This window comes from Sporosarcina sp. FSL K6-6792 (assembly GCF_038004885.1).
GTDB lineage: Bacteria > Bacillota > Bacilli > Bacillales_A > Planococcaceae > Sporosarcina > Sporosarcina psychrophila.
Genome location: NZ_JBBOSA010000001.1, coordinates 1,093,195 through 1,110,291 on the forward strand (window position 1 = coordinate 1,093,195; position 17,097 = coordinate 1,110,291).

The window sequence follows — 17,097 nt, forward strand, 5'->3', positions numbered from 1 at the left end:
CCGCCACCCCTTCTTATTTTCCTTCTTCACCCAACTTGATCATGTCATATATATAGCGTGCTTGAACATGTTCTGGATCGATTGTGAATGCTTTTTCAAGATGATTAAGCGCATCTTGTTTCTCTTCTGTTGACACTGCATATAAGAAACCGAGGTTATAATGAGCATCGGCACTTGCTTCGTCCTGTTCGATGATAAAACGGAATTCATTCCCGGCTTCTTTAAATAGCTCCAAATTGGCAAGAACAATCCCATAAGATAACCGAATTTCAAGATCCTCCGGTGCCAGTTCTGTCGCTCGCTGTAAATAAGGCAACGCTAATTTCTCATTACTCGAACGTTCGAGACTTTTCCCGAGCATGAAATAAGCGTCCGCCTCTTCGACACCTTTGCGGACTGCTTTTTCATATAATTTTGCTGCTTCTTCAAAACGATCTTTATTGTAATAAAGATTGGCAAGACCATAAAACGCTGTGCCTGCTTCAGCATCAAGTGTAATCGCTTTTTGGAAAAATGGTTCTGCTCTTTCAGCATCTCCAAGTGAAGCGAAAACATTCCCTAAATTGATATAACCGACTGCATTTTCCGGGTCCTTTTCGACCCCTTGCATAAATGATTCGACTGCTTTTTCATATTCGCCATTTTGTAGTGCGGCGATTCCAATTTCATTGTATTCCATAGTTAACTTCCCCTTATCCAACATAATCAAGTTGTTTACCGTTTTTGATAACTGTATCGATTGTTCCCCCGCCGAGACATTCGTCTCCATCATAGAAAACGACGGCCTGTCCAGGTGTAATTGCACGCACTGGTTGTGCAAAGTGGACGATTGCACTTCCGTCTTCAGTTAGTTCAACTGTGACGTTTGTATCCGGTTGACGGTAGCGGAATTTCGCTGTACAACTGAATTTTTTCGGAAGTTCACGTACAGTCGAAAAACTGACGTCAATTGCTGTCAAACTATCGGAATAAAGTGCATCGTTATCAAAGTTTTGACCAACGAGAAGGATATTTTTCTTCAAGTCTTTGCCAATAACGAACCATGGTTCTCCAGCTCCGCCAATACCAAGACCGTGACGTTGACCAATCGTATAGTACATAAGCCCATCATGACGGCCTACAGTTTCGCCTTCCATCGTCGTCATATCTCCTGGTTGAGCAGGAAGATATTGACCAAGGAATTCCTTGAAATTTCGCTCTCCGATGAAACAAATGCCCGTAGAATCCTTTTTCGCCGCTGTCGAAAGCCCAGCTTCAACCGCTTTTTCGCGCACAGCGCTTTTTTCCATATTGCCAATTGGGAACATCACTTTTTGTAGTTGATCTTGTGTCAATTGATTCAAGAAATACGTTTGATCTTTATTTGCATCTTTCCCGCGCAACATTGATACGCCGCCTTCTACTTCTACGACTTGTGCATAATGACCCGTTGCTAAATAGTCTGCACCTAGACTCATTGCATGCTCAAGAAACGCTTTGAACTTGATTTCTTTATTACACATGACATCGGGGTTCGGTGTACGACCCGCTTTATATTCCTCAAGGAAATACGTAAATACTTTATCCCAATATTGTTTTTCGAAATTGACCGCGTAATAGGGTATTCCGATATCATTACAAACACTGATAACATCTTCATAGTCTTCCGTTGCAGTACAGACACCGAATTCGTCTGTGTCGTCCCAGTTTTTCATGAAAATACCAATAACTTCATAGCCTTGCTCTTTCAGCAATAGTGCTGCAACAGACGAATCTACGCCGCCCGACATACCGACAACAACGCGTGTTTCTGCTGGTGATTTAGTTGTTTTCATTCTATTTTTCATCCTTTATATTTTCATTTCACAGACCGTTTGACGATTTCAGCCGTTAGTTGCGCTGCTTCCTTAATCGTTTCCTCAGTTAGACCGAGACCAAAACTAAATCGGACCGAATTTCGTAATTTGGAAGACCCTTTACCAAACATAGCAGTCAAGACATGCGACGGATCAAGTGAACCCGCAGTGCATGCAGATCCGCTAGACACGGCAATACCCGCCATATCGAGATTCACTAGGAGTGATTCAATATCTGTCCCAGGGAAGCTGACATTCATTATATGCGGCAGTTTTTCCGCACTTTTTACATTCATTTCGTAAGTGACATCTTGTTGGTTAAATACGTCAGTCATAATGGTTGCGTAGTTAGAATAATTCACAGTATTTTGTTCCATCGCCTGTTGTGCAATTAATACTGCTTCAGAAAAAGCAACAATCGCTGGAATATTTTCGGTTCCTGCGCGTCGTTTGCGTTCCTGTTCGCCCCCGAAAAGAACTGGTGTTGTATCAAGTCCTTTACGCTGATAAAGGAAACCGATTCCTTTTGGACCGTTCAATTTATGAGCTGAAACTGATAACAAATCAACGCCGAGTTCATCCATATGAAGTGGAACGATTCCATAAGCTTGAACAGCGTCCGTATGGAAAACGGCTTGGTGTTCCTTCAGCAATGCCCCTATTTCACGAATCGGCTGAATGGTACCCACTTCATTATTGCCATACATAATCGAGATAAGAACCGTTTTGTCTGTCAGTGCTTTTTGCACTTGTTCCACAGTTATTTGTCCATTGTCATCGACTTCTAAGTAAGTTACTTCGAAACCTAGCAGTTCTAGTTGTTTACATGGATTTAATACAGCGTGATGCTCAATATTCGTCGTGATAATATGGTTCCCTTTGACCTTCATCGCCATAACAGTCCCAAAAACCGCGGTGTTGTCCGCTTCCGTACCGCCCGAAGTGAAAATGATTTCCGACGGTTCTGCGTGGATTGACTGTGCTAGCGTTTTCCGTGCGTCATCTAGCCATTTCCGTGCTTCTCTTCCAAAACTATGGATACTGGAAGGGTTACCGAAAACAGATTCAAGTGTTTCTATATAAGTAGCGCTTACTGCCGGATGAACCGGTGTCGTCGCCGCATGGTCAAGATAAATTTTAGTCATAATAAGACTCCTTTAAATGTAAAACATATAACTATCGCGCTCATCTTTTTCACCCGACTTCATCAAGTCTTCAATCGTTGTTGTATCGAGGACACTGCGTACCGCCTCGCCAATCCGTTTCCAAAGTTCTTGTTGCGGAATATCAGATCCCTCTAGTCCCTCTACAACTTGGATGGGTCCTTCAAGAATTCGGATAACATCTCCCGCAGTAATTTCCGTCGGCGGCTTAGCCAGCATATATCCGCCATAAGCGCCGCGAACACTTTTCACAATTCCACTATTACGAAGTGGCGGAATAAGTTGCTCCAGATATGCTTCAGACAACTTCTGTTCTTCCGCAATTTTCCGTAGCGGTACTGGACCTTCCCCGAATTTAGAGCCAAGTTCAACAACTATTGTTAATCCATATCTACCTTTTGTAGAAATCTTCATATCTATCCCGTCCTTTTACGATTGCTTCAAAATATTATAGCATAACTGACCCTCAAGCTTCCTTAAAATGATTTACGGTTGTCTAACGTGTATAATAGAGGAACGGATGTACTAGGTAAGGAGTGAATAAGTTGCAAAATGAGCCATTGGCGTTTCGCATGCGCCCAAGAACTATAGATGAAATTGCTGGACAAAAGGATATTATTGGTGAAAAGACGGCACTTTACCGGATGATAAAAAACGGTCATGTTCCATCTATGTTGTTGTACGGGGAACCCGGAATCGGTAAAACGTCACTCGCCCATGCAATTGCAGGTACTAGCAATCTGCCTTTCATCGCCATGAATGCAACGGTTTCAGGGAAGAAAGATGTCGAAGACGTTGTAGCAGAATCACGAATTACTGGGAAAGTTCTACTATTCTTAGATGAAATTCATCGTTTCAATAAATTACAGCAAGATACATTACTGCCACACGTCGAAAGTGGAGCAATTGTCTTAATAGGAGCAACAACTGAAAATCCATACCACGACGTCAATCCCGCCATACGTTCTAGATGTGGTGAAATCCGACAATTATCCAGATTAGAGCCAACAGACCTAATGGAAGTGCTTCAAAAGGCGATAGCAGATGAAGAACGCGGGCTTGGAAAAATGCCGATTACCATAACTGATGAGCAGCTTACATTGATTGCGGAAGGTGTTAACGGTGATGCACGAAAAGCGTTAACTGTTCTTGAGTCTGCCGTTTCTGCAAGCGATGAAGTCGATGAAAAAATAATCATCGAAGACTGGCTACTTGAAAATCTGCTTGGACGCATCGGGTTATTTGGAGATAAAAAAGGTTCACACTTTTATAATTTATTGTCTGCACTTCAAAAATCAGTTCGTGGTAGTGACGTTAATGCCGCTATTTATTATCTTGCAAATCTTCTCGAGACTGGCGATTTAGTAGCCGTCAATAGACGCTTGCTTGTGATGGCCTACGAAGATGTCGGATTAGCTTCACCAGAGGTTGGACCACACGTATTAGCGGCGACAGACGCAGCGGTGAAGCTCGGCATGCCGGAAGCGCGTATCCCACTCGCAAATGCTGTTATCGAAATGTGCCTGGCCTCTAAATCGAATTCAGCTTATAAAGCATTCGACGCGGCTGTAAAAGCGATTAACGAGGGCAAAACCGGAGATATTCCATTGCATTTACGGGACGCACATTATGCCGGTGCAGCGAAGCTCGGTCACGTCGGCTACAAATACCCGCATGACACACCACTCGGTTCCTTCGGAGGCTGGACTAACCAGCAGTATTTACCCGATAAATTAAAAAACACGGAGTTTTACAAACCAGTTATAGCAGGAGAAGAAAAAAAGATGGCTGCAATTTATGATAGGTTGAAAGAATTTCGGAAAAAGAAGTGACTGGAATATCTAAAACCCCATCCTAAATGAATTTCCCAAGCGATATAAGACGCATATAAAACCCCAGTTAGGCAGTCTATTCTCTACAATCTAATAGAGAATAGACTGCCTATTTTTCTTGAATATGATTTCCATAATACAGTCTTCATGCTCATTTCTGTATTCTTCTTACACAGAAGGGAAACAGTCATAATTGTAATTTTTACCGTATTTCCATCTAAACTGCCAGTTACTAAAAAATGCGCCTCTACTTTTTTGTAGAAACGCACCCAGTTATATAGTCTGCACTTAACAAATAGAATGTTCTTCCAACGCCGCTTTTTCTTTTGGTGATGGCCTCTCGTTTGTCGCTCCTTCGCTAGATTTGTTCGTTATTCGAGTGAGGTATACCACCTAGTTTACTCCAAATGAGTAGTGCCGAATTTTTAGTTGAGGAATTGTTATTTTTTTAAGCTGTCTAACAAAACATAACCAAATACAATCCCAGCTGTTGACGTAAATGTAGTATCTCCTAATAGCAGAAACTCTTTTGCGAATAACAAATTCAACCCGAAATAAATAGACAGAATAGGTATCATTGCTATATAAAGAGACGGAATTCCAATTGCAACAACCTTAATCCAATCAAACGACCATTGCTTTTTTTCTTTAATCTCTATAATTAATTTAGGGAATCGTAAAAAAAATCCAATAAAAACAGGAAAAATAGTTATGAAAATTAAATAAGGCATTATATTAAATGTTGTTGCCGACTCTTCTCTTAATCGCACTTTATAATCCATTCCTAGATAAAAAATAAATCCCATAACTACTACGGAAACGAAATAAAATAAAAATCTTTTAATTTAAGACTCCCCCCTTCAACTTTCCTCTTATTAAAACGGTCCATTTTGCTGGTCATGCCGCCCCACTTCTCGTAGAGAACCGGCTACCGCTGAGTTCTGATTCACTGACTTTTCCTGTTCTTTAAAATCATATTTTCGCCCTGTCAAAAAATCCACAAGATAGCCACCTACAAGCAAAGTTACAATGGAACCCCAGAAAACCCACATCACCCAATGCATTACATTCCCTCCCCTTTTCACAATCCCAAATACCTAATAAGAGAAGTGTGAATTAATTATTTCAACCTTATAAACTGGAATTTGACATCCTACTTCGCTGCTCGGTCACGATATACAATCAGCGTAATTACATTTAATAGGATGGTAACGATGAGAAGAACTGCCGCAACGAACGCCACAGCACCCGTTGTGTCCATAAGAGCAGACCAATCCTCAATCTTTACCAAGTGATAGTTATAGAAAATCTGGAAACATAGCGAAATAGCACAAGCACTGATGCTCATAATAGTAAGAGGGACCCAATTCTTTTGGTTCTGCTTTTCATATCGCATCAGATTAACAACAGGAAGTATCCAAGCAATTAGCCCAAGCACTAAGCTGCCAAGATTAAGCAAAACAATCATATCTAATCCCCCCTTTATATTTTTCGTTTCTTCATTCTTGTTCAACAGTCCTGCCCCTACACGAAACAAGAGTCGGTAGTTTTGATAGCAAGTCTCATACTGATCTTTCATTAACCAGCTCTGACATACTAACCCACTTTCATGATAAATTTCTTTGCCGATTTCCAACTCAATACTTCTGTTTGAATTTGGATACTTAATTTCTTCATTTATAATATATAAAGTGTTTTCATCCTTCCACTCCATAGAAAAATAACTTTTTGCATCACTATAATAAACTGTCTCAATTTTATCATCCACATCATTATAAGTGATTTCTATCCATAGATTGACACCTCCAGCGGCACCACCATATGTCATGTAGTAAGCATTAGCTGTATATTTTTCTGTCGGAGAATTGACAGGTCCCCTTGTACAATCGATCTACACATTACTTAAATTAGAAATCTCTCTACTACTAGTACGTTCATTGTGACTGAATAGTTTCAATAAATAAAAATCATCTTTCATTTAACGTTACAAAAATTTGATATTAATTACTCTAAGACCGATAATTAAGTCCATTTACTCTATACTGTTAGTACCAAAAGATTAATCGCTATCTAACTCTAGCTATAAATTTTAAGCGGAAAATTACGAAAAAAGAGAGATAACAGTATGTTTAAAAACAAAAACACTGAAATCTTATATGACCGTTTTTGATTCTTGGAATAGCTTAATTAACTATCTACAAAAAAGTATTCACCTTATTACTTTTTCTGGTTAAAAGCTACATTTTGGATAATACACAATTAATTGAAAGAATAATAACAATCTTCAACTACAATATCTTTACAGTGGAGGGTTAACATGATTCCAGAAGTGATGATCGTCGGGGTGTATCATTTAGGAGACACATCGGATTTAATCAATGTTGAACGCAAAAACGATATTGATTTAGAGCTAGAAGCAAAGGAAGTTGTTGACGCACTAAGTCGGTTTAATCCGACAAAGTTAGCTGTCGAAGCTGATCCGGAAGTACAATCGAAGTTAAATGAAAGTTATCGAAAGTATCTATTGAATGATCCGACCCCAATGAAAAATGAAATAGAAACGATTGGTTTCCCTTTAGCGAAGGAATCGGGCATAAGCGAAGTTTCTTGTATCGATTGGAGGGGGGACGATAATGAAATAGCAACAATAGGCGATATTTTTCAGTATGCAAAAGAGTATGAACCCGAACGCTATAAGAAAATAATGACAACGTACATCGAACCCATGCAACGTGAGGCAGAAGAATGGTCCAAACTCCCGATTTTAGAAGGCTATAAACGTGTGAATGCAGCAGAAACTGTTAAAAATATGCACCAATTTTACATGGAATTTGCGATGATTGGAAAAGAGAAAGATTATTTTGCAATGGATTGGTTAACTTGGTGGTACAAACGAAATTTAATACTCTGTACAAATGTGAGAAGGTTGATATCAACTCCACAGGATCGAGTTTTGCTATTAATCGGCGGCGGCCACGTTCATCTTATTAAACAGTTTTTGGAGGAATCCGGAGTATGTACGGTGGTTGATGCGAATAAATACTTAAATTAAATAGGTGGAGTGTTCTTTCAGTGGGTAACATTAAATTAGATTATGAGTAAGAATATAATAAGTACCCCTTTTTCTGGGGCGCTTATTATATGCTTTACTTGGTTTTATTTAGGATTTGATAATCAAATGAAATACGTTTTTCCACAGAAGCTACCCCAATCTGTACTTATCTTTATGTTCCTAAAATACATGAAATATTAATTACATTCGAATATATTTTATCAACAAAGAAATTAGGAATAAACTTAGTAAAGAAGAGTCTATAATTCTAACGACCAATATCCCATAACTGGTTATCGAAACAGGGTCAATAAGACACCACAGCGATACAAATAATACTGTTAATATGAATAAAGAAAACCAAAAAATAAGTTTTTTCTTAGGATAAACAGTAATATGCTTATGTTTTCTCTGGGTCAATGCTCTATAATACATGTAAACTAAAATCATTGTTATTCCAAATAATGTACTCCCATGTTGTAAAAATTTATACAAAGGTATAGCAAAACCATAGATGTTATAGCTGTGAGTGAATAAAGCCGGAAATTTTAACACCATATATCCGTTTATATGAGTGAAAGAATCCCATACAACGTGAGTTAACATACCGAACAGTGCAGAATAACAAAATACAACTACCTTTAATATAATAGTCGAATCTACTCTTTTCACATAAGTATCTTGTAGAATAGTTGGTAAATGATTGAATAGAATTTGGTGTACAAATATATGGTAAATTACATAAACGATTGTCACCAAGGGTAAATTAAACAAAACGAGCCCAGTAAAAGTATGTCCAATGTCCCCCATTGGTTGGCCTCTCAAAAAGTATTCAAAATCAGGAGCCATACTACCGAATACCATTGCAGAAAAGTTAATATATTTACTTTTTCTTGAGAACGGAAGTATGGCTGCTGGGTGAGCAAAAGTTAGTGGCATGCTATTACACTCCTAGTTGTTTTGTTAAATTTTATTCCAGTTAAATATTGATAGTCTAAATCTATCATAAGAAACTTCGAAATAAACAGTGGAGTAACGCCTCATGATTGAAATCCCAGTTATCAACCATATTAATATGTAATTAAATGAAAGTTCTTTCTTAGTAATGTTGATGGTTATTCAGCCCAATTAGTATAAAGCTTGTTATGCCCGCCACACTTTCAATATAAGCTCCTGCGGGACAATTACTCGATATTCAAAATAGCATATGCAAAACCCTCCTAAAAGTTAAACTTTCGGGAGGGTTTTTACTGAGTATTTTTTAGTTAGCTGCAGCTTCTAATAGTTCTGCCGGAACCTTTACATCATCCACGTTATCGTAGTGACTATAAACTGCATTGATCGTTTGTTTAACTCGATGGGAATTACCATCAACTTGTACCATTGAGTAAGTTGTTGTATCGAGTGTCATTTTGAAATCAGTTACATAGAATGATTTGCTATCAATTCCAATCACAATGTCGAATTTATTAATAAGAGGAAACTCACTGTCCACTACATCTACATCCATATCGCTACCGTTGTTCGACAGGTACAGTGTTTTTTTAAATTCTTTATATTGTTCTCTCGATAATGACAGCCTTAAGTTATAACCATAGTCAATCGGTTCTAACACAAAATCGTTTTCAAAGTCGTTAAAAAACGCGAGATCCAGTGTTGGCTGAACATTTTCAATCATCGAACCGAATAATTCAGCAATCGAACCGGACTGCAACTCATCCCATTCCTTTACTTTCGTATCCTTAATGAAAACACGGTCATTTACTTTATATACTTCCGCATCCCATGGATCCCCATTTATAGGTTGCGGTCGCACTTTTACGTCCTGTTTAACTATTTCTGGTTGTAACGCAGCATCTGAAGTCATTTCATATTTCACGCTATATCTTTCGTCAGGTGCTGTCGTTTTCCAAAAATCATCATAAGAGATATGTGTACGCACATTTTTCAATTTAGCAGAGGCATCTTTCGCTTTTTCGAAAACGTCTTGTGCCGTCATCCCCTGTTTCGCTTCCACATTGCCACATGCTGTTAATAAAAGGGCAACTAACCCAAAAACAAATACCTTAAACACTTTATTCACACATAAACACCCTTTCTAGCAATCCAAGTTCATTTTCATAAGCAATCACTCTATTATACCTCTACCCATATTTTGGTGACAACCAAAAAGGTACCGCATGAAAATGAACACAGCCTAAGTTCGCCACATCGTGTGGCAACAAGGAGGGATGAAGTTCAATCCCTCCTTGTTGCGTGACCTACATCCTGTAGGCCCGCGATGCTATCCATTATACTTTATCTTTCACTCGCCGGATAGGAATATCGGCAACGATATCATTCATTACCCAGCTGGCGCAAACAAGACCAGCAACTGATGGGACGAATGCGTTCGATGCAGGTGGCATTTTTGCTTTTCGAATGAAGGCATCAGGTTTACCAACTGTGTCAACAACTTCCGGTCTCACGACAATTGGGCTTTCATCAGAAAAGACCACTGACACTCCTTGATAAATACCTTCTTTTTTAAGTTTGCGACGAATTACTTTCGCTACCGGATCTGTATGCGTCTTTGAAATATCCGCAATTTGAAAACGGGTCGGATCCATCTTATTAGCAGCGCCCATACTCGATATAATTTTCACGTTACGTGCGACACATTCTTTAATCAAATGAATTTTAAAGATGATTGTATCAGATGCATCAATGACATAATCAGGTTTGTAACTGAAAAACTCTTCAGCTGTCTCTTCCGTATAAAACATATGGAGCGAAATCACTTCACACTCTTTATTAATATCAGCAATGCGCTCTTTCATCACTTCTGCTTTAGAACGGCCGACTGTCGACAAATTAGCGATTAGCTGTCTATTAATATTCGTTATGTCAATATCGTCCTTATCGACAAGGATAATCCGTCCAATTCCGCTCCGCGCACATGCTTCTGCCGCAAATGAACCGACTCCTCCAACACCAAGTATCGCGACAGTCATGTCCCGCATACGATTTACACCTTCTGTGCCTATGGCTAATTCATTTCTTGAAAATTGATGTAACAATTGAAATTCCGCCTTTCCATCCATTATAAGTTTAAATTTTCCCCAATAAAAAACCCCTCCGCACGTAAGTCAGAGGGGTGTATGATCATGTAAGTAACGAATCCCAAATGTGCCGTCTTTGTAGTATCGCTTTGAACCCGCTCTCAGCAGGTGGGTGTCCTATCCGATTCTTTTGAGGTCCCGACTAAAGGCATGTCATCCGACTCGAAATGCGGACTCCCGACGAAAAAATGTTCGGTCAAAACTGATTGGCAAATAACGAACACTTCAGGATTCGTATTACTTGTATAATAACATACATCTTTAGTCAGTTCAACGATTTCACGGAAATAGTTTTTACATTTTTCTAACTTAACTGATTACCGTTTACTCTTTGCCATCACGCGAATTCCAAGTTCAGCTAGTTGAGTATCGTCAACGTGATCAGGCGCTGACGTTAACAGGCAGCTTGCACTCGCTGTTTTTGGAAATGCAATAGTGTCGCGCAAGTTCGTCGAACCAGATAACAACATTACAATACGGTCGAGACCGAATGCAATTCCGCCATGCGGAGGTGTTCCATAGTCAAATGCTTCAAGAAGGAATCCGAATTGTTCGTTCGCCTGTTCCTTACTGAATCCAAGTGCTTCGAACATTTTTTCCTGAACATCACGTTTGTAAATCCGTAGTGACCCCCCACCAAGTTCATAACCATTTAATACAAGGTCATAGGCTTGTGCTTTAACTGTCTCAGGGCTTGCTACTAGTTCTTCCACATCTGCTGGCATTGTAAATGGATGATGTGCTGCCTGGTAGCGACGGGCTTCTTCGTTATATTCGAACAGTGGCCATTCAGTTACCCAAAGGAAGTTGAACTTCGATTCGTCAATTAAGTCGTGGTCTTTGGCAAGCTTAGTACGTAGTGCTCCTAATGTATCTGCGACAACTTTCTTTTTGTCTGCTACAAATAACAATAGATCTCCTACTTCAGCATTCGCTGCAGCTTTTAGTCCTTCGCCCTCTTCCCCTTCGAAAAACTTCGCGATAGGTCCTTTTAGACCTTCGGCATCGACTTTCAACCATGCAAGACCTTTTGCGCCGTAGACTGCTGCAAACTGGCCAAGTGCGTCAATGTCCTTGCGAGAATAGCTATCCGCTACTCCTTTTACATTGATGAGCTTAACTTGCCCACCTGACTCGATTGCTGCCGTAAATACTTTGAATGAAGAATCTTTAACGACGTCAGAGACATCTGTCAGTTCCAATGCAAATCGCGTATCCGGTTTATCAGAACCGAAACGCGCCATTGCTTCGTCATAAGGAAGACGTTTAAATGGAATTTGAACATCGATTCCTTTGACATCTTTCATTACCTTTTGCATCATTCGTTCATTCAATTCAATAATATCTTCAATTGACATGAAACTCATTTCCATATCGATCTGCGTGAACTCCGGCTGGCGATCAGCGCGAAGGTCTTCATCACGGAAACAACGTGCAATTTGATAATAACGGTCGAATCCGGCTACCATCAGCATCTGTTTGAATAATTGTGGTGACTGTGGCAGCGCGTAAAATTCTCCTTCGTGAACACGGCTAGGTACTAGATAGTCGCGTGCGCCTTCAGGTGTAGATTTCGTTAGAATCGGCGTTTCTACTTCGAAAAACCCTTCATCGTCAAGGAAGTTACGGACTGTTTTAGTGATGTCTGAACGCATTTTGAACGTATTCGCAAGTTTTGGACGGCGTAAATCAAGGTATCTATATTTCAGTCTAATTTCTTCATTCACGTCTGTTTCATCTTCAATCATGAACGGCGGGTTTTTCGCCTCATTCACGATGTTCAATTCAGTAACTTGAATTTCAATCGAACCGGTTTTCAATAGCGGATTTTTCTGGCCTTCTGCGCGCTCAACAACTAAACCTGTTAGCTCGATTACGAACTCATTGCGCAGTTTGTCTGCCGTAACGATTGCTTCGCTTGAAAAACTCGGGTTAAATACTGCCTGAACGATTCCTGAACGGTCCCGTACGTCGACGAAAATTAGTCCCCCAAGATCCCTTCTTTTTTGAACCCATCCTTGTAATGTAACCGGTTGTCCGATTACCTCTTCTGTCAATTCACCACTATAATGTGTACGTTTCATTGCCTTCATCCGCCTCTCTTTAGCCAATCAATGTTTCTTTAAGTTTTTGAACCAGTTCAGCAACAGGAACTTTTACTTGCGCCCCGTCAGCCATGTTTTTCAATAAAGCAACGCCTTCCGCTACTTCATCTTCACCGATTAGTACAACTGTCCGTGCATTCAATCTATCTGCCGATTTCATTTGCGCTTTCATTTTCCGGTCCATATAATCCATATCCGACCGAATACCAGCTTCTCGAAGTGCACCAAGCAATTTAAAGCCTGGACGACGTGCTGTTTCCCCAAGAGTAACGATATAAACGTCAAGTACTGGCTCAGCTTCAAACGATTTCCCTTCAGCAGCCATCGCAAGAAGTAAACGCTCAATACTCATCGCAAAACCGATACCTGGTGCAGAAGGTCCACCGATTTCCTCAGCGAGACCATTGTATCTACCACCGCCGCACAAAGTCGTAATTGCTCCGAATCCTTCCGAAGTGCTCATAATTTCAAATGCCGTGTGATTATAATAATCAAGGCCACGCACAAGATTTGCATCGACCTCATAAGAAATCCCTGCATCGTCGAGATAACCTTTTACATCTGCAAAGTATTGAGCAGACGTTTCATTCAAATAGTCAGCTAAGGATGGTGCTGAAGCAATGAGCGGATTGCCGTTATCGACTTTACAATCTAATATGCGTAGTGGATTTTTTTCCAATCTAGATTGACAATCAGAACAGAATTCCCCTATATGCGGATTGAAGTGCGCAATAAGCGCTTCGCGGTGCGCTATTCTGCACTCTGTATCGCCTAGCGAGTTAATAACAAGTTTCAACTTTGTCAATCCCACTCGCTTATAGACATCCAGTGCCAACGCAATCACTTCTGCGTCAATCGCAGGATCTGCGCTGCCGATTGCTTCTGCTCCAAATTGAACAAATTGACGGTAACGTCCTGCTTGCTGACGCTCATAACGGAACATTGGACCTGTGTAAAAAAGCTTTACAGGCTGATCCGGGTAACCAAACATTTTATTCTCCACGAAAGAGCGTACGACAGCTGCAGTTCCTTCAGGTCGTAGCGTCATTGAACGATCGCCTTTATCCGTAAAGGTATACATCTCTTTTTGAACGACATCAGTTGTCTCACCTACGAGACGTTGAAATAATTCCGTTTGTTCAAAAATCGGTGTACGGATTTCTTTATAACGGTAGATATCGCATACTTCGTTAATGATTTTTTCTGCTTGCTGCCATTTCCATGTTTCAGATGGCAAAATATCCTGAGTTCCTCTTGGCACTTTGAAAATCATATAAATTCCCCTTCCTAAATAAGAATTGCAGTCTAAGTACACCACGACCTGTAGCAACTAAGAGGGATGAAGTTCAATCCCTATCCACTGCATAACCTACCTCCTGTAGGCACGCCGAAGCCTAGACACGCTTAGTCGGTACACAAAAAAAGACCCCCATCCCTTGCCTATGCAAGGGACGAGAGCCTTTATAGCTTCCGCGGTTCCACCCAAATTGACGCAAAAGTTTGCGCCCACTCTAAAACCGGATAACGGCCGGTTCCGTCTGTACTTACTGAATTAGAAATCGTTCAGTACAGAGCCTCGATGGTGTTATTCATTGTAAATCGCTGTAGGATGGATTTCAGCCACGTCCGTCCCTCTCTTGTCAGTCAATTATACAATTACTTTCCATGTCGTTGGCATAAATATAACACGTACTATCCGTGTGAGTTAAATTGTTAATTAATCATCATCTTAATGATTCTGCGTCATAGTGTCAACCTTTTTCGATTAATTGTAGTTTTTTGTAGTGAAAACTTCTACAATGGACTGTAGGGGGTATGATATTTTGTCAAAAATGAGCAAATGGATGATCGCATTCATACTTTTATTCAGCGTATTCTACGACATTCCAACGACTTACGCTAATACGGATTCAGTCGTCGTTGATGCAAAATCCGTACACATCCGGTCCGGTGCCGGTCTTACTTCTGCTGTAATCGGCTCGCTAAAACAGGGTGATCGGGTAGACGTTATTGCTGTTTCTGGAGACTGGTACCAAATCCAGCATGGCAACAGTTCTGGATGGATTGCCTCTTGGCTAACTGCTTCCGCAGATCAAGCTACTGGGACAAGTACCGCAGTCGTTTCACGCGTCAGTCAGTTAAATGTGAGATCCAGTCCTTCCACCAATTCAGCAGTACTTGGTCGGATGGCCGCTGGGGACGAAGCAATTGCCACTGGAAATGACGGTGAATGGACTTCCATTACATTTAACGGCACAAACGGTTGGGTACATACAGATTATATTACACCGGTGGCAGATCAAACTGAACCAAAGACAACCAATCAAGCCGCAACACCCGAGTCATTTACCGTTTCAGTTGAAGCACTCAACGTCAGAAAAAATGCAGACCTGACCTCCAAACGAGTAGGTCTCATCCGTCAAGGTGAATCGTATGACGTTAAGGTAGTCAATGGCAATTGGGTACAAATTTCATTAGATGATAACGAATTGGGTTGGGTCTACTCATTCCACGGCACGCTCACATCGAATGGCAACCAGACTTCCGAAAGCTCAAATTTAGGAACGGTTACCATCCTATCAAATGGGACGAATATCCGTGAAGCCGCTACGACTTCTTCACAGATTGCCGCTCGAGCAGATGCAGGAGAAAAGTTTCCAATTGTTAAACAAGATGGCGACTGGTATGAAATTTCTTTACCGACAGGGGCTTCTGCATTTATTGCTACATGGGTAGTCTCTACGGGCGACGAGGCACTATTGACAGAACCCGTTATGAAAGAATCAGTCCCACGTGTTGCCGGCACTTTAAAGGGGCTTACGATCGTGATTGATCCTGGACACGGCGGTAATGACCGCGGCACAACAGGAGCCCGTGGAACAGACGAAAAGGACATTACAATTCTTACTTCTGAATTATTAGCAGCTAAATTAAAAGCTGCAGGCGCGAATGTGATTACAACTCGTGAAACAGACACTTATGTATCGTTGAGAAAACGAGTCGCTATCAGTAATCAGCATGCTGCGGATGCATTCATCAGTCTCCATTATGATGCCAATCCCGATTCTAGCGTAGCGGGCTTTACGACGTATTACTCACACGCACATCAACAAGCACTTGCTTCTTCGGTTAATGACGGGCTTGCCTCAACAGTGAATTTGCGTAACCGAGGATCTCAGCCTGGCGATTTCCTAGTTCTTCGTGAGAATAGGCAAAATGCTATTCTGATTGAACTCGGTTTCCTATCGAATTCTGCCGAGGAACGAACGGTCACAAGCGATATGTTCCGTGAACGTGCGACGCATGGTATATATCAAGGTCTTCTTGACTATTTCAATAAAAATTAACTAGAAATGTTGAGATAAAGAATCCCATTGAATTCGTTACGGCGCTCGGGGATGCCTTCGCTTAGTTTGTATAGAATACAATTACTAGTGGTATGAAGAAAAATGCGTGGTGCCAGTTACTGCCACCACGCATTGAATAGAAAAGGACATACCAAACACTCTCCAAAAACATAAAGGACCTTCCCAGGTATTGAGGAAGGTCCTTTATGTTATTATTTCGAGTCTAGAATAATCGTTACCGGACCATCGTTAATGAGCTCGACATCCATCATTGCGCCAAAAACACCGGTTTGAACTTTCAAGCCTTCTTCTTCTAATTTTTGGTTGAAGAATTCCCAAAGCGGTTTTGCCTGTTCGGGTCTTGCCGCTTCAATGAAACTTGGGCGACGTCCTTTTTTCACGTCTCCGAACAAAGTAAACTGGGATACTGAAAGAATATCCCCACCTACCTCAAGGATTGAATGGTTCATCTTCCCCTCCGTATCTTCCCATAAACGAAGGCCTGAAATTTTCTTCGCAAGATAAGCAGCGTCTTCTTCGCTATCCGAGTGAGTTACACCAACAAGGAGCACGTAGCCCTTATCAATTGAACCCGTTGTCTCCCCATCGACGCGGACAGAAGCTGGACCCGATCGTTGCAACACAACTTTCATCTGTTACAC

The 17,097-nt window shown here is 40.8% G+C and carries 16 protein-coding genes, 1 other RNA gene, 1 pseudogene and 1 other annotated feature; of the genes and pseudogenes, 3 read left to right on the top strand and 15 right to left on the bottom strand.

Annotated elements, in window-relative coordinates; genetic code table 11:
- Positions 1-13: 13 nt before the first annotated feature.
- From MKZ26_RS05265 to cymR, 4 genes are read right to left on the bottom strand one after another with little or no spacing between them, the layout of a single operon-like run.
- Positions 14-679: a tetratricopeptide repeat protein gene (locus MKZ26_RS05265; protein WP_067208256.1), complete on the bottom strand. Its 666-nt coding sequence runs from the start codon at positions 677-679 to the stop codon at positions 14-16.
- A 13-nt stretch (positions 680-692) separates the two neighbouring features.
- On the bottom strand, positions 693-1,814 hold the full coding sequence (gene mnmA, locus MKZ26_RS05270; RefSeq protein WP_067208253.1) for a tRNA 2-thiouridine(34) synthase MnmA: 1,122 nt from the start codon (positions 1,812-1,814) through the stop codon (positions 693-695).
- Positions 1,815-1,837: 23 nt separating this feature from the next.
- Positions 1,838-2,980, bottom strand: a complete 1,143-nt coding sequence (locus tag MKZ26_RS05275; protein WP_340764898.1) for a cysteine desulfurase family protein — start codon at positions 2,978-2,980, stop codon at positions 1,838-1,840.
- A gap of 12 nt (positions 2,981-2,992) precedes the next feature.
- A complete protein-coding gene (gene cymR, locus MKZ26_RS05280; protein WP_067208248.1) occupies positions 2,993-3,412 on the bottom strand; it encodes a cysteine metabolism transcriptional regulator CymR in 420 nt (139 codons plus the stop codon).
- A gap of 131 nt (positions 3,413-3,543) precedes the next feature.
- Here cymR and MKZ26_RS05285 point away from each other — a divergent pair, with 131 nt between their 5' ends.
- Complete coding sequence (locus MKZ26_RS05285; RefSeq protein WP_340764900.1) at positions 3,544-4,830, top strand: replication-associated recombination protein A; 1,287 nt, start codon at positions 3,544-3,546, stop codon at positions 4,828-4,830.
- Positions 4,831-5,270: 440 nt separating this feature from the next.
- Here the strand turns inward: MKZ26_RS05285 and MKZ26_RS05290 are convergent, their stop codons facing one another.
- From MKZ26_RS05290 to MKZ26_RS05305, 4 genes and pseudogenes are all read right to left on the bottom strand, one after another.
- The gene (locus MKZ26_RS05290; RefSeq protein ID WP_340764902.1) at positions 5,271-5,636 is read right to left on the bottom strand and encodes a hypothetical protein; all 366 of its coding nucleotides are present in this window, start codon (positions 5,634-5,636) and stop codon (positions 5,271-5,273) included.
- 69 nt (positions 5,637-5,705) lie between these two features.
- Positions 5,706-5,894: a hypothetical protein gene (locus MKZ26_RS05295; RefSeq protein WP_340764904.1), complete on the bottom strand. Its 189-nt coding sequence runs from the start codon at positions 5,892-5,894 to the stop codon at positions 5,706-5,708.
- 89 nt (positions 5,895-5,983) lie between these two features.
- Positions 5,984-6,298, bottom strand: a complete 315-nt coding sequence (locus tag MKZ26_RS05300; protein WP_067208236.1) for a hypothetical protein — start codon at positions 6,296-6,298, stop codon at positions 5,984-5,986.
- A gap of 201 nt (positions 6,299-6,499) precedes the next feature.
- A pseudogene (locus tag MKZ26_RS05305) lies at positions 6,500-6,721 on the bottom strand (DUF5412 family protein); the annotation flags it as partial.
- 426 nt (positions 6,722-7,147) lie between these two features.
- On the opposite strand from MKZ26_RS05305, the gene MKZ26_RS05310 reads away from it, so the two are divergent.
- Complete coding sequence (locus MKZ26_RS05310) at positions 7,148-7,882, top strand: DUF5694 domain-containing protein (protein ID WP_340764906.1); 735 nt, start codon at positions 7,148-7,150, stop codon at positions 7,880-7,882.
- Between the two features lie 201 nt (positions 7,883-8,083).
- Here MKZ26_RS05310 and MKZ26_RS05315 read toward each other — a convergent pair whose 3' ends face one another.
- The 6 genes from MKZ26_RS05315 to hisS form a co-directional block, all read right to left on the bottom strand.
- Positions 8,084-8,821, bottom strand: coding sequence for a DUF4184 family protein (locus tag MKZ26_RS05315; protein ID WP_067208229.1), 738 nt, complete (start codon positions 8,819-8,821; stop codon positions 8,084-8,086).
- A gap of 322 nt (positions 8,822-9,143) precedes the next feature.
- Positions 9,144-9,965, bottom strand: a complete 822-nt coding sequence (locus tag MKZ26_RS05320) for a DUF6612 family protein (protein WP_340764909.1) — start codon at positions 9,963-9,965, stop codon at positions 9,144-9,146.
- Positions 9,966-10,173: 208 nt separating this feature from the next.
- Positions 10,174-10,941, bottom strand: a complete 768-nt coding sequence (locus tag MKZ26_RS05325; protein WP_067213910.1) for a tRNA threonylcarbamoyladenosine dehydratase — start codon at positions 10,939-10,941, stop codon at positions 10,174-10,176.
- Between the two features lie 96 nt (positions 10,942-11,037).
- A non-coding RNA gene (ssrS, locus tag MKZ26_RS05330) (6S RNA) lies at positions 11,038-11,218 on the bottom strand.
- A gap of 82 nt (positions 11,219-11,300) precedes the next feature.
- A complete protein-coding gene (aspS, locus tag MKZ26_RS05335) occupies positions 11,301-13,067 on the bottom strand; it encodes an aspartate--tRNA ligase (protein WP_067208224.1) in 1,767 nt (588 codons plus the stop codon).
- 19 nt (positions 13,068-13,086) lie between these two features.
- Complete coding sequence (gene hisS, locus MKZ26_RS05340; protein WP_338652736.1) at positions 13,087-14,361, bottom strand: histidine--tRNA ligase; 1,275 nt, start codon at positions 14,359-14,361, stop codon at positions 13,087-13,089.
- A gap of 171 nt (positions 14,362-14,532) precedes the next feature.
- Positions 14,533-14,769 (bottom strand) — a binding site (T-box leader).
- 151 nt (positions 14,770-14,920) lie between these two features.
- Here hisS and MKZ26_RS05345 point away from each other — a divergent pair.
- Positions 14,921-16,435 carry an N-acetylmuramoyl-L-alanine amidase gene (locus tag MKZ26_RS05345; protein ID WP_340767609.1) on the top strand — a complete coding sequence of 505 codons (1,515 nt, stop codon included), beginning with the start codon at positions 14,921-14,923 and terminating at the stop codon, positions 16,433-16,435.
- Between the two features lie 212 nt (positions 16,436-16,647).
- Here the strand turns inward: MKZ26_RS05345 and dtd are convergent, their stop codons facing one another.
- A complete protein-coding gene (dtd, locus tag MKZ26_RS05350; protein WP_340764913.1) occupies positions 16,648-17,088 on the bottom strand; it encodes a D-aminoacyl-tRNA deacylase in 441 nt (146 codons plus the stop codon).
- Positions 17,089-17,097 lie beyond the last annotated feature (9 nt).

What these genes read in the sequence shown, in the direction of transcription:
- MKZ26_RS05310 (WP_340764906.1), top strand. Translation starts at nt 7,148, where the DNA reads ATGATTCCAGAAGTGATGATCGTCGGGGTGTATCATTTAGGAGACACA.
- MKZ26_RS05345 (WP_340767609.1), top strand. Translation starts at nt 14,921, where the DNA reads ATGAGCAAATGGATGATCGCATTCATACTTTTATTCAGCGTATTCTAC.
- hisS (WP_338652736.1), bottom strand. Translation starts at nt 14,361, where the DNA reads ATGATTTTCAAAGTGCCAAGAGGAACTCAGGATATTTTGCCATCTGAA.
- MKZ26_RS05315 (WP_067208229.1), bottom strand. Translation starts at nt 8,821, where the DNA reads ATGCCACTAACTTTTGCTCACCCAGCAGCCATACTTCCGTTCTCAAGA.
- MKZ26_RS05275 (WP_340764898.1), bottom strand. Translation starts at nt 2,980, where the DNA reads ATGACTAAAATTTATCTTGACCATGCGGCGACGACACCGGTTCATCCG.
- aspS (WP_067208224.1), bottom strand. Translation starts at nt 13,067, where the DNA reads ATGAAACGTACACATTATAGTGGTGAATTGACAGAAGAGGTAATCGGA.
- MKZ26_RS05290 (WP_340764902.1), bottom strand. Translation starts at nt 5,636, where the DNA reads ATGGGATTTATTTTTTATCTAGGAATGGATTATAAAGTGCGATTAAGA.
- cymR (WP_067208248.1), bottom strand. Translation starts at nt 3,412, where the DNA reads ATGAAGATTTCTACAAAAGGTAGATATGGATTAACAATAGTTGTTGAA.
- mnmA (WP_067208253.1), bottom strand. Translation starts at nt 1,814, where the DNA reads ATGAAAACAACTAAATCACCAGCAGAAACACGCGTTGTTGTCGGTATG.
- MKZ26_RS05265 (WP_067208256.1), bottom strand. Translation starts at nt 679, where the DNA reads ATGGAATACAATGAAATTGGAATCGCCGCACTACAAAATGGCGAATAT.
- MKZ26_RS05300 (WP_067208236.1), bottom strand. Translation starts at nt 6,298, where the DNA reads ATGATTGTTTTGCTTAATCTTGGCAGCTTAGTGCTTGGGCTAATTGCT.
- dtd (WP_340764913.1), bottom strand. Translation starts at nt 17,088, where the DNA reads ATGAAAGTTGTGTTGCAACGATCGGGTCCAGCTTCTGTCCGCGTCGAT.
- MKZ26_RS05295 (WP_340764904.1), bottom strand. Translation starts at nt 5,894, where the DNA reads ATGCATTGGGTGATGTGGGTTTTCTGGGGTTCCATTGTAACTTTGCTT.